This window comes from Escherichia sp. 10290, assembly GCF_030295155.1.
GTDB lineage: Bacteria > Pseudomonadota > Gammaproteobacteria > Enterobacterales > Enterobacteriaceae > Escherichia > Escherichia coli_F.
Genome location: NZ_AP025741.1, coordinates 827,954 through 842,935, shown reverse-complemented (window position 1 = coordinate 842,935; position 14,982 = coordinate 827,954). Strand labels below are relative to the sequence as shown.

At 50.5% G+C, this 14,982-nt stretch carries 14 protein-coding genes; 12 read left to right on the top strand and 2 right to left on the bottom strand.

Annotation, left to right across the window (positions count from 1 at the left end; genetic code table 11):
* Positions 1 to 70 precede the first annotated feature (70 nt).
* From miaB to hscC, 11 genes are all read left to right on the top strand, one after another.
* Positions 71 to 1,495: a tRNA (N6-isopentenyl adenosine(37)-C2)-methylthiotransferase MiaB gene (gene miaB, locus QUE74_RS04000; RefSeq protein WP_000162740.1), complete on the top strand. Its 1,425-nt coding sequence runs from the start codon at positions 71 to 73 to the stop codon at positions 1,493 to 1,495.
* 152 nt (positions 1,496 to 1,647) lie between these two features.
* Positions 1,648 to 2,688 (top strand): PhoH family protein, encoded by a 1,041-nt coding sequence (locus QUE74_RS03995; RefSeq protein WP_001018040.1) that lies wholly within the window; start codon positions 1,648 to 1,650, stop codon positions 2,686 to 2,688.
* Positions 2,685 to 3,152, top strand: a complete 468-nt coding sequence (ybeY, locus tag QUE74_RS03990; protein WP_000084469.1) for an rRNA maturation RNase YbeY — start codon at positions 2,685 to 2,687, stop codon at positions 3,150 to 3,152. Before QUE74_RS03995 ends, ybeY begins: the two co-directional genes overlap by 4 nt.
* Positions 3,153 to 3,241: 89 nt before the next feature.
* Positions 3,242 to 4,120 (top strand): CNNM family magnesium/cobalt transport protein CorC, encoded by an 879-nt coding sequence (gene corC / locus QUE74_RS03985; RefSeq protein WP_001278605.1) that lies wholly within the window; start codon positions 3,242 to 3,244, stop codon positions 4,118 to 4,120.
* A 24-nt stretch (positions 4,121 to 4,144) separates the two neighbouring features.
* Entirely contained in the window at positions 4,145 to 5,683 is a 1,539-nt protein-coding gene (gene lnt / locus QUE74_RS03980; protein ID WP_000853067.1) for an apolipoprotein N-acyltransferase, read from the top strand.
* Positions 5,684 to 6,079: 396 nt separating this feature from the next.
* Positions 6,080 to 6,988, top strand: a complete 909-nt coding sequence (gene gltI, locus QUE74_RS03975; protein ID WP_001309342.1) for a glutamate/aspartate ABC transporter substrate-binding protein GltI — start codon at positions 6,080 to 6,082, stop codon at positions 6,986 to 6,988.
* Positions 6,989 to 7,157: 169 nt separating this feature from the next.
* On the top strand, positions 7,158 to 7,898 hold the full coding sequence (gltJ, locus tag QUE74_RS03970) for a glutamate/aspartate ABC transporter permease GltJ (protein WP_000020941.1): 741 nt from the start codon (positions 7,158 to 7,160) through the stop codon (positions 7,896 to 7,898).
* Positions 7,898 to 8,572 (top strand): glutamate/aspartate ABC transporter permease GltK, encoded by a 675-nt coding sequence (gltK, locus tag QUE74_RS03965; RefSeq protein ID WP_000272807.1) that lies wholly within the window; start codon positions 7,898 to 7,900, stop codon positions 8,570 to 8,572. The genes gltJ and gltK overlap by 1 nt, the downstream gene beginning before the upstream one ends.
* Entirely contained in the window at positions 8,572 to 9,297 is a 726-nt protein-coding gene (gltL, locus tag QUE74_RS03960) for a glutamate/aspartate ABC transporter ATP-binding protein GltL (protein ID WP_000631384.1), read from the top strand. Before gltK ends, gltL begins: the two co-directional genes overlap by 1 nt.
* Before the next feature lie 117 nt (positions 9,298 to 9,414).
* Positions 9,415 to 10,350: a pyrimidine-specific ribonucleoside hydrolase RihA gene (rihA, locus tag QUE74_RS03955; RefSeq protein WP_001207516.1), complete on the top strand. Its 936-nt coding sequence runs from the start codon at positions 9,415 to 9,417 to the stop codon at positions 10,348 to 10,350.
* An 83-nt stretch (positions 10,351 to 10,433) separates the two neighbouring features.
* Entirely contained in the window at positions 10,434 to 12,104 is a 1,671-nt protein-coding gene (gene hscC, locus QUE74_RS03950) for a molecular chaperone HscC (protein WP_000367901.1), read from the top strand.
* Positions 12,105 to 12,163: 59 nt separating this feature from the next.
* Here the strand turns inward: hscC and djlC are convergent, their stop codons facing one another.
* The gene (gene djlC, locus QUE74_RS03945) at positions 12,164 to 13,615 is read right to left on the bottom strand and encodes a co-chaperone DjlC (RefSeq protein WP_001354847.1); all 1,452 of its coding nucleotides are present in this window, start codon (positions 13,613 to 13,615) and stop codon (positions 12,164 to 12,166) included.
* Complete coding sequence (locus QUE74_RS03940; protein WP_001030932.1) at positions 13,612 to 14,319, bottom strand: DUF1266 domain-containing protein; 708 nt, start codon at positions 14,317 to 14,319, stop codon at positions 13,612 to 13,614. Before QUE74_RS03940 ends, djlC begins: the two co-directional genes overlap by 4 nt.
* Positions 14,320 to 14,419: 100 nt before the next feature.
* On the opposite strand from QUE74_RS03940, the gene QUE74_RS03935 reads away from it, so the two are divergent.
* On the top strand, positions 14,420 to 14,974 hold the full coding sequence (locus QUE74_RS03935; RefSeq protein ID WP_001035664.1) for a tetratricopeptide repeat protein: 555 nt from the start codon (positions 14,420 to 14,422) through the stop codon (positions 14,972 to 14,974).
* The last annotated feature ends 8 nt before the right edge of the window (positions 14,975 to 14,982 follow it).

Here is a 14,982-nt window from a genome sequence, read left to right as displayed (position 1 = left end):
GTCACAACGGCAGCAAAGCATTACACTATGCGCCCTGCATTCCTGGCTACTATTTCGCAAGAGCAAGTCGATGACCAAAAAACTCCATATTAAAACCTGGGGCTGTCAGATGAACGAGTACGATTCATCGAAGATGGCCGATCTGCTGGATGCCACCCACGGCTATCAACTGACCGACGTGGCGGAAGAAGCGGATGTGCTGCTGCTGAACACCTGCTCAATCCGCGAGAAGGCTCAGGAAAAAGTCTTCCATCAGTTGGGTCGCTGGAAACTGTTAAAAGAGAAGAATCCAGACCTGATTATCGGCGTCGGCGGCTGCGTGGCATCGCAAGAAGGCGAGCACATTCGCCAGCGCGCCCACTATGTTGATATTATTTTTGGGCCGCAAACACTGCACCGTCTGCCGGAGATGATCAACTCCGTACGCGGCGACCGCAGCCCGGTTGTAGATATCAGCTTCCCGGAAATCGAGAAGTTTGACCGTCTGCCGGAACCGCGTGCCGAAGGACCAACCGCGTTTGTCTCCATCATGGAAGGCTGCAATAAATATTGCACCTACTGTGTGGTGCCTTACACCCGTGGTGAAGAGGTAAGCCGTCCTTCCGACGATATTCTGTTTGAGATTGCCCAGCTTGCGGCTCAGGGCGTGCGTGAAGTCAACCTGCTCGGTCAGAACGTGAACGCCTGGCGTGGTGAGAACTACGACGGCACCACCGGATCGTTTGCCGATCTGCTGCGTCTGGTTGCGGCGATCGACGGGATCGATCGTATTCGCTTTACCACCAGCCATCCGATCGAATTCACCGACGATATCATCGAAGTGTACCGCGACACGCCGGAGCTGGTGAGCTTCCTGCATCTGCCGGTTCAGAGCGGTTCCGATCGCATTCTAAACCTGATGGGACGTACCCACACGGCGCTGGAGTACAAAGCGATCATCCGTAAATTGCGTGCGGCGCGTCCTGATATTCAGATCAGTTCTGACTTCATTGTCGGCTTCCCGGGCGAAACCACCGAAGACTTCGAAAAAACGATGAAGCTGATTGCCGACGTCAATTTCGACATGAGCTACAGCTTTATCTTCTCCGCTCGTCCGGGTACACCAGCCGCCGATATGGTTGATGATGTTCCGGAAGAAGAGAAGAAGCAGCGTCTGTATATTCTGCAAGAGCGCATTAATCAGCAAGCGATGGCATGGAGCCGCCGTATGCTCGGCACCACCCAGCGTATTCTGGTAGAAGGTACATCGCGTAAGAGCATCATGGAGCTTTCCGGTCGTACTGAAAATAACCGCGTGGTTAACTTCGAAGGCACGCCGGATATGATCGGTAAATTCGTCGATGTAGAAATTACCGACGTCTATCCGAACTCTCTGCGCGGTAAAGTGGTGCGAACTGAAGATGAAATGGGTCTGCGCGTGGCAGAAACACCGGAATCGGTGATTGCCCGTACCCGCAAAGAAAATGACCTGGGCGTGGGTTATTATCAGCCGTAATTCTCAGGCCCGCCGTTCCGGTGGGCCTTGTTTTTTCTCTCTTTATCCCCATCTTTATCGCAATGCTTGCGCCTTTTTCCTGTGGCGTGAATAATTTCCTTATAGGCCGGTGAATGTTCAGCTTCCGGCGGCATACAGATAAGAGGAACGGTTTGAACATAGACACTCGCGAAATCACTCTGGAGCCAGCAGACAACGCACGTCTGTTGAGCCTGTGCGGCCCGTTTGATGACAACATCAAACAACTCGAACGCCGTCTCGGCATCGAAATCAATCGCCGCGATAATCATTTTAAACTGACCGGCCGTCCGATTTGCGTCACCGCTGCGGCAGACATTCTGCGTAGCCTGTATGTCGATACTGCCCCGATGCGCGGTCAGATTCAGGATATCGAGCCGGAACAGATCCACCTTGCGATTAAAGAAGCGCGCGTGCTGGAACAAAGTGCGGAGAGCGTGCCGGAGTATGGCAAAGCGGTCAATATCAAGACCAAACGCGGTGTAATTAAACCGCGCACGCCAAACCAGGCGCAGTACATCGCCAATATTCTCGACCATGACATTACCTTCGGCGTTGGCCCGGCGGGTACGGGTAAAACCTACCTGGCAGTGGCTGCGGCAGTTGATGCCCTGGAGCGTCAGGAAATTCGCCGTATTCTGCTGACTCGTCCGGCGGTAGAAGCCGGTGAGAAACTGGGCTTCCTGCCTGGCGATTTAAGCCAGAAAGTGGACCCGTATCTGCGCCCGCTGTATGACGCGCTGTTTGAAATGTTGGGCTTTGAGAAAGTCGAGAAGCTGATTGAGCGCAACGTTATTGAAGTCGCGCCACTGGCCTATATGCGTGGCCGTACGCTGAACGACGCGTTTATCATTCTTGATGAGAGCCAGAACACCACCATCGAACAGATGAAGATGTTCCTGACTCGTATCGGTTTTAACTCAAAAGCAGTTATTACCGGCGATGTCACGCAGATCGACTTACCGCGTAATACTAAATCAGGTTTACGTCACGCTATCGAGGTGTTAGCCGATGTCGAAGAGATCAGCTTTAACTTCTTCCACAGCGAAGACGTGGTTCGTCACCCGGTGGTAGCGCGTATCGTTAACGCTTATGAAGCCTGGGAAGAAGCCGAACAAAAACGAAAAGCGGCGCTGGCAGCAGAACGCAAGCGCGAAGAACAGGAACAAAAATGAGTCAGGTGATCCTCGATTTACAACTGGCATGTGAAGATAATTCCGGGTTACCGGAAGAGAGCCAGTTTCAGACATGGCTGAATGCGGTGATCCCGCAGTTTCAGGAAGAATCGGAAGTGACGATTCGCGTGGTCGATACCGCCGAAAGCCACAGTCTCAATCTGACCTATCGCGGTAAGGATAAGCCGACCAACGTGCTCTCCTTCCCGTTTGAAGTACCGCCTGGCATGGAGATGTCGCTGCTGGGCGATCTGGTTATCTGCCGTCAGGTGGTTGAAAAGGAAGCACAGGAGCAAGGCAAACCACTGGAAGCGCACTGGGCGCATATGGTGGTGCACGGCAGTCTGCATTTGTTAGGTTACGATCACATCGAAGATGACGAAGCAGAAGAAATGGAAGCCCTCGAAACAGAGATTATGCTTGCTCTGGGCTATGAGGATCCGTACATTGCCGAGAAAGAATAATTTGCCAGGCATTTGACTGGCAGACGTCCCCGCCGTTGGTGATTAACGACGGCGTTTTGATTAACTAACATGAGAACCCATACGACGCCATGAGCGACGACAATTCACACAGTAGTGACACGATAAGCAACAAGAAGGGATTTTTCTCCCTGTTACTCAGCCAACTTTTCCACGGTGAACCGAAAAACCGTGACGAACTGCTGGCGCTGATCCGTGATTCCGGGCAGAACGACCTTATCGACGAAGATACGCGCGATATGCTCGAAGGGGTGATGGACATCGCAGACCAACGCGTTCGCGACATCATGATCCCCCGCTCCCAGATGATTACCCTGAAACGCAACCAGACGCTGGACGAATGCCTTGATGTCATCATCGAGTCCGCCCACTCACGTTTCCCGGTGATTAGCGAAGACAAAGATCACATTGAAGGGATTCTGATGGCGAAAGACTTGCTGCCGTTTATGCGCAGCGATGCTGAAGCCTTCAGCATGGACAAAGTGTTACGTCAGGCGGTTGTCGTTCCTGAAAGTAAGCGCGTAGACCGGATGCTGAAAGAGTTTCGCTCTCAGCGTTACCACATGGCGATCGTCATTGACGAATTCGGTGGGGTTTCCGGTCTGGTGACCATTGAAGATATCCTGGAACTGATTGTTGGTGAGATTGAAGACGAGTATGACGAAGAAGATGATATCGACTTCCGTCAGCTGAGTCGTCATACCTGGACCGTGCGCGCACTGGCTTCCATCGAAGATTTCAACGAAGCCTTCGGCACCCACTTTAGCGATGAAGAAGTCGACACCATCGGAGGTCTGGTGATGCAGGCATTTGGGCATCTCCCGGCGCGTGGCGAAACCATCGACATCGACGGTTACCAGTTCAAAGTGGCGATGGCCGACAGTCGGCGTATTATTCAGGTTCATGTCAAAATCCCGGATGACTCACCCCAGCCAAAGCTGGATGAATAAAACCGAAACTGGATAGATAACTACATGGCTTTTGCCTCATTAATTGAACGCCAGCGCATTCGCCTGCTGCTGGCGTTATTATTCGGTGCCTGCGGAACGCTGGCCTTCTCTCCTTACGATGTCTGGCCTGCGGCGATTATTTCGCTGATGGGGCTTCAGGCGCTGACCTTTAACCGCCGTCCACTCCAGTCTGCCACTATTGGCTTTTGCTGGGGATTTGGCCTGTTTGGCAGCGGTATTAACTGGGTCTATGTCAGCATCGCGACCTTTGGCGGAATGCCTGGCCCGGTTAACATCTTCTTGGTGGTGCTGCTGGCGGCGTATTTGTCGCTGTATACCGGACTGTTTGCTGGCGTACTGTCGCGTCTGTGGCCGAAAACCACCTGGCTGCGCGTGGCGATTGCCGCCCCTGCTCTCTGGCAAGTGACCGAGTTTCTGCGCGGTTGGGTGCTGACTGGCTTCCCGTGGTTGCAGTTCGGCTATAGCCAGATTGACGGTCCGTTAAAAGGACTGGCACCGATAATGGGCGTGGAAGCCATTAACTTCCTGCTGATGATGGTAAGCGGCCTGCTGGCACTGGCGTTGGTCAAACGCAACTGGCGTCCGCTGGTGGTGGCCGTCGTGCTGTTCGCCCTTCCCTTCCCGCTGCGTTACATCCAGTGGTTCACCCCGCAACCGGAGAAAACCATTCAGGTTTCGATGGTTCAGGGCGACATTCCGCAATCGCTGAAGTGGGATGAAGGCCAGCTTCTCAATACGCTGAAGATTTACTACAACGCAACGGCACCGCTGATGGGCAAATCATCGCTGATTATCTGGCCGGAGTCGGCGATAACCGACCTGGAAATTAATCAGCAGCCGTTCCTCAAAGCACTGGACGGTGAGTTGCGTGATAAAGGTAGCTCGCTGGTCACCGGGATTGTCGACGCGCGTCTCAATAAGCAGAATCGCTACGATACCTACAACACCATCATCACGCTGGGTAAAGGTGCACCGTATAGCTACGAATCAGCCGATCGCTATAACAAAAACCATCTGGTACCGTTTGGCGAGTTTGTCCCGCTGGAGTCGATTCTGCGTCCGTTAGCACCGTTCTTTGATCTGCCGATGTCGTCATTCAGCCGTGGACCATATATCCAACCACCGCTGTCGGTAAATGGTATTGAGCTTACTGCGGCTATTTGCTACGAGATCATTCTCGGCGAGCAAGTGCGCGATAACTTCCGCCCGGATACCGACTATCTGCTGACTATCTCCAACGATGCGTGGTTTGGTAAGTCTATTGGCCCATGGCAGCACTTTCAGATGGCGCGAATGCGTGCGCTGGAGCTGGCGCGCCCGCTGCTGCGTAGCACCAACAACGGCATTACGGCGGTGATTGGCCCGCAGGGTGAGATTCAGGCGATGATCCCGCAATTCACCCGCGAAGTGTTAACCACTAATGTGACGCCGACCACCGGACTCACACCGTACGCACGTACCGGCAACTGGCCGCTGTGGGTGCTGACGGCACTGTTTGGTTTTGCCGCTGTGTTGATGAGTCTGCGTCAACGACGTAAATAATCCCTTCTTATCGTGCCGGAATACATCCCGTATTTCGGCACGCTCGCCGGATGTGGTATCAGTGCGTTATCCGGATGACAAAATTCCCCTATCCAACTTTGGCACATCTATTGCTTTGTTATACAAGGCAAAGCTTGAACCCGCGTCAGTACAACCCGGTTGCACCATAGCAATCCACCGGTAGCACCAAAAGAGTGCATTTTAAGAGTTTTGCTTCGGAATGGTGCGGCGCATCTCGCAAAAACAAACAATAAAACATCAATATCTTTACATTTAGCCAAACTAAATGTTACCTAACAAACACAACACTGCACAATAAAGTTGCAGATGATAACAACACAAACACTCACAACGGGTATCCATGCGTTCTTAACGCAGAAGATAAAGGAGTTGGATATGCAATTACGTAAACCTGCCACAGCAATCCTGGCCCTGGCGCTTTCCGCAGGCCTGGCACAGGCAGATGACGCCGCCCCGGCAGCGGGCAGTACGCTGGACAAAATCGCCAAAAACGGTGTGATTGTCGTCGGTCACCGTGAATCTTCAGTACCTTTCTCTTATTACGACAATCAGCAAAAAGTGGTGGGTTACTCGCAGGATTACTCCAACGCCATTGTTGAAGCAGTGAAAAAGAAACTCAACAAACCGGACTTGCAGGTGAAATTGATTCCGATCACCTCACAAAACCGTATTCCGCTGCTGCAAAACGGCACTTTCGATTTTGAATGTGGTTCTACCACCAACAATGTCGAACGCCAAAAACAGGCGGCTTTCTCTGACACTATTTTCGTGGTCGGTACGCGCCTGCTGACCAAAAAAGGCGGCGATATCAAAGATTTTGCCGACCTGAAAGACAAAGCCGTAGTCGTTACTTCCGGCACTACCTCTGAAGTTTTGCTCAACAAACTGAATGAAGAGCAAAAAATGAATATGCGCATCATCAGCGCCAAAGATCACGGTGACTCTTTCCGCACCCTGGAAAGCGGTCGTGCCGTTGCCTTTATGATGGATGACGCTCTGTTAGCCGGTGAGCGAGCGAAAGCGAAGAAACCAGACAACTGGGAAATCGTCGGCAAGCCGCAGTCTCAGGAAGCCTACGGTTGCATGTTGCGTAAAGACGATCCGCAGTTCAAAAAGCTGATGGATGACACTATCGCTCAGGTGCAGACCTCCGGTGAAGCGGAAAAATGGTTTGATAAGTGGTTCAAAAATCCAATTCCGCCGAAAAACCTGAACATGAATTTCGAACTGTCGGACGAAATGAAAGCACTGTTCAAAGAACCGAATGACAAGGCACTGAACTAATTACAAGAACCAGGGGCGGAAATTCCAGCCCTCTCGATTGTTACGTAGCACGGACAGACTATACGCCTGATGGTCGTTCCCCATCGGGCCTGAAAACCGCAATACGCTGGGTAACAATCTTCGAGGGTAGCAGTTAACGCTGCTACCCTCTTTTTTCTGGAGTAGATTTATGTCTATAGACTGGAACTGGGGTATTTTTTTACAACAAGCCCCGTTCGGCAACACCACCTATCTTGGTTGGATCTGGAGTGGTTTTCAGGTGACGATTGCTTTGTCGATCTGCGCCTGGATTATCGCTTTCCTCGTCGGTTCATTTTTCGGCATTTTACGTACCGTTCCAAACCGTTTTCTCTCCGGTCTGGGTACGTTGTATGTCGAACTGTTCCGCAACGTGCCGTTGATTGTGCAATTCTTTACCTGGTATCTGGTTATCCCTGAACTGTTGCCGGAAAAAATCGGCATGTGGTTTAAGGCAGAACTAGACCCCAATATTCAGTTTTTCCTCTCCTCCATGCTCTGTCTGGGACTGTTTACTGCAGCTCGTGTTTGCGAACAAGTACGCGCCGCGATTCAGTCGTTGCCGCGTGGGCAAAAGAATGCCGCGCTGGCAATGGGTCTGACGCTACCGCAGGCTTACCGCTACGTACTGTTGCCTAACGCTTATCGCGTTATCGTCCCGCCAATGACCTCTGAGATGATGAACCTGGTGAAAAACTCCGCCATCGCCTCGACCATCGGTCTGGTGGATATGGCGGCGCAGGCCGGTAAATTGCTCGACTACTCGGCCCACGCCTGGGAGTCATTTACCGCCATTACGCTGGCGTATGTGTTGATTAACGCTTTTATCATGCTGGTGATGACGCTGGTTGAACGTAAAGTTCGCCTGCCCGGCAACATGGGGGGCAAATAATGTACGAGTTTGACTGGAGTTCCATTGTTCCTTCCCTGCCATATCTGCTCGACGGGCTGGTGATCACCCTGAAAATCACCATCACGGCGGTGGTCATTGGTATTTTGTGGGGTACGATGCTGGCAGTGATGCGCTTGTCCAGCTTTGCGCCGATTGCCTGGTTTGCCAAAGCCTACGTTAACGTGTTCCGTTCGATCCCGTTAGTCATGGTTTTGCTATGGTTTTACCTGATTGTGCCGGGATTTCTGCAAAACGTGCTGGGATTATCGCCAAAAAATGATATCCGTTTAATTTCGGCGATGGTGGCGTTTTCGATGTTTGAAGCGGCCTACTATTCAGAGATTATCCGTGCCGGTATTCAAAGTATTTCCCGTGGGCAGTCGAGCGCCGCGCTGGCGTTGGGGATGACTCACTGGCAGTCGATGAAACTGATTATTCTGCCGCAGGCGTTCCGCGCGATGGTGCCGCTGCTGCTCACTCAGGGCATCGTACTTTTCCAGGATACCTCGCTGGTGTATGTGTTATCTCTGGCCGATTTCTTCCGTACCGCCTCAACCATTGGTGAGCGTGATGGTACACAGGTCGAAATGATTCTGTTTGCCGGGTTTGTTTATTTCGTTATTAGCCTTAGCGCATCGTTGTTGGTCAGCTACTTGAAAAGAAGGACAGCATAATGATTACCCTGAAAAATGTTTCAAAATGGTATGGTCACTTTCAGGTGCTGACCGACTGCTCAACCGAAGTGAAAAAAGGTGAAGTAGTGGTGGTTTGTGGGCCGTCAGGCTCCGGCAAATCAACACTGATTAAAACCGTCAACGGCCTCGAACCGGTGCAGCAAGGTGAAATCACCGTCGATGGCATCGTGGTTAATGATAAGAAAACCGATCTGGCAAAGCTGCGTTCCCGCGTCGGGATGGTGTTCCAGCATTTCGAGCTGTTCCCTCATTTGTCGATTATTGAAAACCTGACCCTGGCGCAGGTAAAAGTGCTTAAACGCGATAAAGCGCCCGCTCGTGAAAAAGCCCTGAAATTACTGGAGCGCGTAGGACTTTCCGCACATGCCAATAAATTTCCAGCGCAGCTTTCCGGCGGTCAACAGCAGCGTGTGGCAATCGCTCGCGCATTGTGCATGGACCCTATTGCGATGCTGTTCGACGAACCGACATCAGCGCTGGATCCGGAGATGATCAACGAAGTGCTGGACGTGATGGTCGAACTGGCGAACGAAGGAATGACCATGATGGTGGTGACCCACGAAATGGGCTTTGCCCGCAAAGTGGCGAATCGGGTGATCTTTATGGACGAGGGTAAAATTGTTGAAGACTCGCCGAAAGATGCTTTCTTCGATGATCCGAAATCGGACCGCGCAAAAGACTTCCTCGCGAAAATCCTGCATTAATCACTCTGGCGCGCATACCCAAGTGCGCGCCATCTCACGCTTTATCGTTTCGCTCCTCGTATCTGTTACATCCTGGCGGTACCCTTGTCGCAAAGAAGCACACAACAAGGAGCAACAATGGCACTGCCAATTCTGTTAGATTGCGACCCAGGTCATGACGACGCTATCGCAATAGTTCTTGCCCTCGCCTCACCAGAGCTTGATGTCAAAGCAATTACGTCTTCCGCCGGAAACCAGACTCCAGAAAAAACCTTACGCAATGTTCTGCGTATGCTGACCTTGCTCAATCGCACCGATATTCCGGTAGCAGGCGGCGCGGTAAAACCGTTAATGCGTGAGTTGATTATCGCGGACAATGTGCACGGCGAAAGCGGTCTCGACGGCCCGGCATTACCGGAACCGACGTTCGCACCGCAAAACTGTACGGCGGTGGAGCTGATGGCGAAAACGCTGCGTGAAAGTGCGGAACCTGTCACGATTGTTTCTACCGGGCCGCAAACTAACGTTGCCTTGCTGCTCAATAGCCATCCGGAACTGCATAGCAAAATCGCCCGTATCGTGATTATGGGCGGCGCAATGGGGCTTGGTAACTGGACGCCAGCCGCCGAGTTTAATATTTATGTTGACCCGGAAGCGGCAGAAATTGTTTTCCAGTCAGGGATCCCGGTGGTGATGGCCGGTCTGGATGTTACTCATAAAGCGCAAATCCACGTTGAAGACACCGAGTGTTTCCGCGCGATTGGCAACCCTGTTTCAACCATTGTTGCCGAACTGCTGGATTTCTTCCTCGAATATCATAAAGACGAAAAATGGGGCTTTGTTGGCGCACCGCTGCATGACCCATGCACCATCGCCTGGCTGTTAAAACCGGAGTTGTTTACCACTGTTGAGCGCTGGGTTGGCGTGGAAACACAGGGGAAATATACTCAGGGCATGACGGTTGTTGATTATTATTATCTGACCGGCAATAAACCGAATGCTACTGTAATGGTCGATGTTGATCGTCAGGGCTTTGTTGATTTACTGGCTGATCGTCTGAAATTTTACGCTTAACACACCACATTGATTAAGATCACCACGCGTTCACAAGGTGGTCTTAATCTGTTTATCTCTTTTTCTTTCAAGATATAAATGCAATGGATAATGCAGAACTCGCCATTGGTATCGATCTCGGCACTACCAATAGTTTAATTGCCGTCTGGAAAGACGGTGCCGCGCAATTAATTCCAAATAAGTTCGGTGAATATTTAACACCATCCATAATTAGCATGGATGAAAATAATCATATTTTAGTCGGAAAACCCGCTGTATCACGGCGCACTTCGCATCCGGATAAAACGGCAGCGTTATTTAAACGTGCAATGGGCAGTAATACCAACTGGCGGTTAGGCAGCGACACATTTAACGCACCAGAACTGTCCTCTTTAGTATTACGCTCATTAAAAGAAGATGCCGAAGAATTTCTGCAACGTCCGATTAAAGATGTGGTGATCTCCGTTCCGGCTTATTTCAGCGATGAACAACGCAAGCATACCCGTTTAGCAGCGGAGTTAGCCGGGTTAAATGCGGTACGCTTAATTAATGAACCCACAGCAGCTGCGATGGCATATGGCCTGCATACGCAACAAAATACCCGCTCGCTGGTTTTTGATCTCGGTGGTGGCACGTTTGACGTCACGGTGCTCGAATACGCCACGCCGGTGATTGAAGTTCACGCCTCCGCGGGAGATAACTTTCTTGGCGGCGAAGATTTTACTCATATGCTGGTGGATGAAGTTTTAAAACGCTCCGCAGTGGCTAAAAACATGCTCAACGAAAGTGAGCTGGCAGCCCTGTACACCAGCGTGGAAGCGGCAAAATGCAGCAATCAATTACCGCTGCAAATTAGCTGGCAGTATCAGGAAGAAACGCGTGAGTGCGAATTTTACGAGAACGAACTGGAAGATTTGTGGTTGCCGCTGCTCAATCGCTTGCGAGTGCCGATTGAACAGGCGTTGCGCGATGCACGTCTGAAGCCAAGTCAAATCGACAGTCTGGTGCTGGTTGGCGGCGCATCACAAATGCCGCTGGTGCAGCGAATCGCCGTGCGTCTGTTTGGCAAATTACCGTATCAAAGTTACGACCCGAGTACTATTGTCGCGCTGGGAGCAGCAATCCAGGCCGCCTGCCGCTTACGCAGCGAAGACATTGAAGAAGTGATCCTCACCGATATTTGCCCCTACTCCTTAGGTGTTGAAGTTAACCGCCAGGGCGTTTCCGGCATTTTCTCACCGATTATTGAACGAAACACCACTGTACCGGTGTCGCGTGTAGAAACTTACTCGACCATGCACCCGGAACAGGATTCAATTACGGTTAACGTCTATCAGGGAGAAAACCACAAAGTTAAAAATAACATTCTGGTAGAATCCTTCGATGTGCCGTTGAAGAAAACCGGGGCTTATCAGTCGATTGATATTCGCTTTAGTTATGATATCAACGGGTTGCTTGAAGTTGACGTGCTTCTGGAAGACGGCAGCGTTAAGTCCAGAGTCATTAACCACAGTCCTGTAACATTGAGCGCACAGCAGATTGAAGAGAGTCGGACGCGGTTATCCGCATTGAAAATTTATCCGCGCGATATGCTCATCAACCGCACCTTTAAGGCCAAACTGGAAGAGTTGTGGGCGCGGGCGCTGGGTGACGAGCGAGAAGAGATCGGCCGGGTGATCACCGATTTTGATGCGGCGTTGCAGTCAAACGATATGGCCCGCGTCGATGAAGTTCGGCGACGGGCGAGCGATTATTTAGCCATTGAGATCCCATAAACACGGCTGCCGGATGCGGCGTAAACGCTGCATCCGGCATCGGCGCAAAAAACACATCCTCAGCTAAACAACATCGCGATTTTTCCGAGAGCATAGCCTATCACCAGCACCGTTAAGCTGATTTTGATAATGCTGGTAATGCTCTGTGGTTTTTCATCCTCATCATTTTTTTCTTCGTGGTTTTCAGGTGTTGGCTCATCGACATCTTCATCCTCCGGCTCGAGTTTCACTTTCGTCAACAGCATCCGCGTGATAATGGCCTCTAATGGATGAGCATCTCCACCTTCCAGCCTTGTATTAAGACGGGCCAGCATCTCTTGTTTCGGGAACGCTTCCAGCACAACCTGTTCCGCTACCCGATACAAATCCAGTAACGGTGAATCTTGTTCTGTCTCGCTACCGACTCTCGATTTCCACCATGCCCATGCTTTGCGTTTGAAGAATAACGACTCAATAAACGATTGACCTAACGGCGATAATTTTCCGCTATGTAAAATTTCCGCCCATAACAGCCTCGTCCGGGCGCTCTCACCAGGAACATATTTTAGCGGCTTACCTTGCGCATCAACCATACTTCGCGCTTCGATAACCATCACTAACAGCGCGAAGTAATCCGGGCAATGTTGCGCACTCCACTGCAGTAATAAATTATCGGCTTGTGTAGATGGATAACTTTCCCAGTAACCACAGAGATCGGCAAGCATGCTTTCACCCTCGCCGCAGTACAACTGTTGCGCACACTGGTAATATCGGGCATCTTCACTTTCTGGTTCTTCCGTTTGCCACTGTTGCGCTACAGAAATGAGTTCCGCCATACCTGTTTGCACCGAGCTATACCAGCGCAACAATTTGCGATGCAACTTCGCATCATCAGGAATGAACCACGGACCTTCCATTGCCATAAACGCAGTGACATAGTCAGGATGGTAACGGCAGCAGCGTTCCAGCGCGAAGTAATACTCAACAGTCTGGTTCTGCAACGCGACGGGATATTCCAGAAGGCTAAGGAAATCGAAACAATCACCAGCCTGAATGGCCTCAAGAAAAGCCTCCCTTTCTTCCTCATCCATTCCTTCGCTGTCATTAAACGAATGCCAGTTCAAACGCTCTGCCAGCAAAGAAGCACAATTTAATGAAAGATATCGCGCTTCTATAGCGACTGCACACAGCGGCCAGCGTAATTGATCGACATCCTCCATGTTCCAGGTATTTAATTGCTGAATAAATTTCTGCCAGGCGGAGGGCTGAAAACGATCACTTTCAGAATCCAGTAATGCCCTGAATGCACGTAGTATTTCATGTTCAGCGGCGGCATCTTTTTCTTCATCATCTGCTTCCTCGACAGGATTTACCGCCAGTCGCAGCGCCTCTTCATAGGCCTGGCGTAATGCTTTAAACCCCTGCGGATCGGTTTCGGGATGACACAACGGTAAGCGAGCAAGATAAGCCTGGCGGATAATTTCTATTTGCGTCGTGCTTTCAATTTCGAGGATTTGCCAACATGTTTTCATAGGTCGCTTACATCCTTAAGCGTTACCGGGCATTCAGGCTGGACAGTTAATGGCTGCCAGGGAAGCGTGGCATAGAAACGGTCGCTTCCCGCTGCCAGCTCTTCGAACATCCGACTCCCGGCGCTATCGTATTTGTACAGGGTTAGCGCCTCGCGTAGCGAAGCGTTGTCTTCGCACTGAGAAGATTGCCAGTAGAGACGCCCTAACGAATAGGCGGAAAAATAGTGCATCCAGCTGTGATAGTAATGGTGTGCTCGTATATAGACACGCGATTGCAGCCATAAACTCTCGTCTTCCGTCAGCCACTTGTTGAGCACACCAACCCGTGATAAAAAACTCATCCGCACATAATCCCAGGCTTTGATTCCCCCTTCCCCACAACACATAGCGGTTTGGGTAACGAATTGGGTATAAATCAACCCTCTCTCCGAGCCGCCAGCAATTAATGCTTTCCACTCTTCAGGGGAAGAGCGATGCCATGTCAGATATAAGCCAGCTAAATCATTGGCATGACCATCATCGGTCATCTGATAAATAGTCTGAATTAAATCATCACGATTATTTATTCCCCAGGATGATGAGAGATCGAATTCTTTTATCCCGGTATACATTTTTGGCGAGTCATGCGCTGGCTTGCAACCCTGATTAAGTATTTCCATGGGTGCAGAAAGCGCAAAAAGAAGATATTGTTCTTCCTTATTCATTTGTTAATAATCCCTTAAGTGCATTAACTGACTACTTTTTTATTATCGATGAGTATAAACTTGACGTTTTCAAAATAAAAGAAAATAGAAGTATTCAAGCATGAATAAAAAATTAATGTATATATTCGCAATATTTATAGTTGCGGCAATTACCTGTATTAGCCAACCCAAGAAAACGACCCTGCGCGATAAAGCTATGGCGAATTATGTCTTTGATTATTTAAGCTCACCGGGCAGTCTTCCGTTTACCACGGCAGCAACAGAGCTTTCCGCCATTCATGGTCACTCAACGTCGCAATATAGACTTGGCGAATTTTATCTTCATGGTAGCGATGGTAAGCCTCTGGATTATACAAAGGCGAGATACTGGTATGAGCAATCAGCGGAACAGGAAAATCCACGCGCGCAAAGTCAACTGGGATGGATCTACCTGAAAGGTTTGGGAGTCAATCCCGATACCCGTAAAGCAATTCTCTGGTATAAGGAAGCAGCTGAACAAGGGCATGTTCATGCACAATACACGTTGGGTTTGATCTACAGAAACGGCACGGGCATTAGCACCAACAATTATGAAGCTCGCAAATGGTTAGAACTGGCGGCAGAGCAACATTATAAAAATGCGGAAAGATTACTTGCAGAGCTTCCCGCACATTAACGTCGACT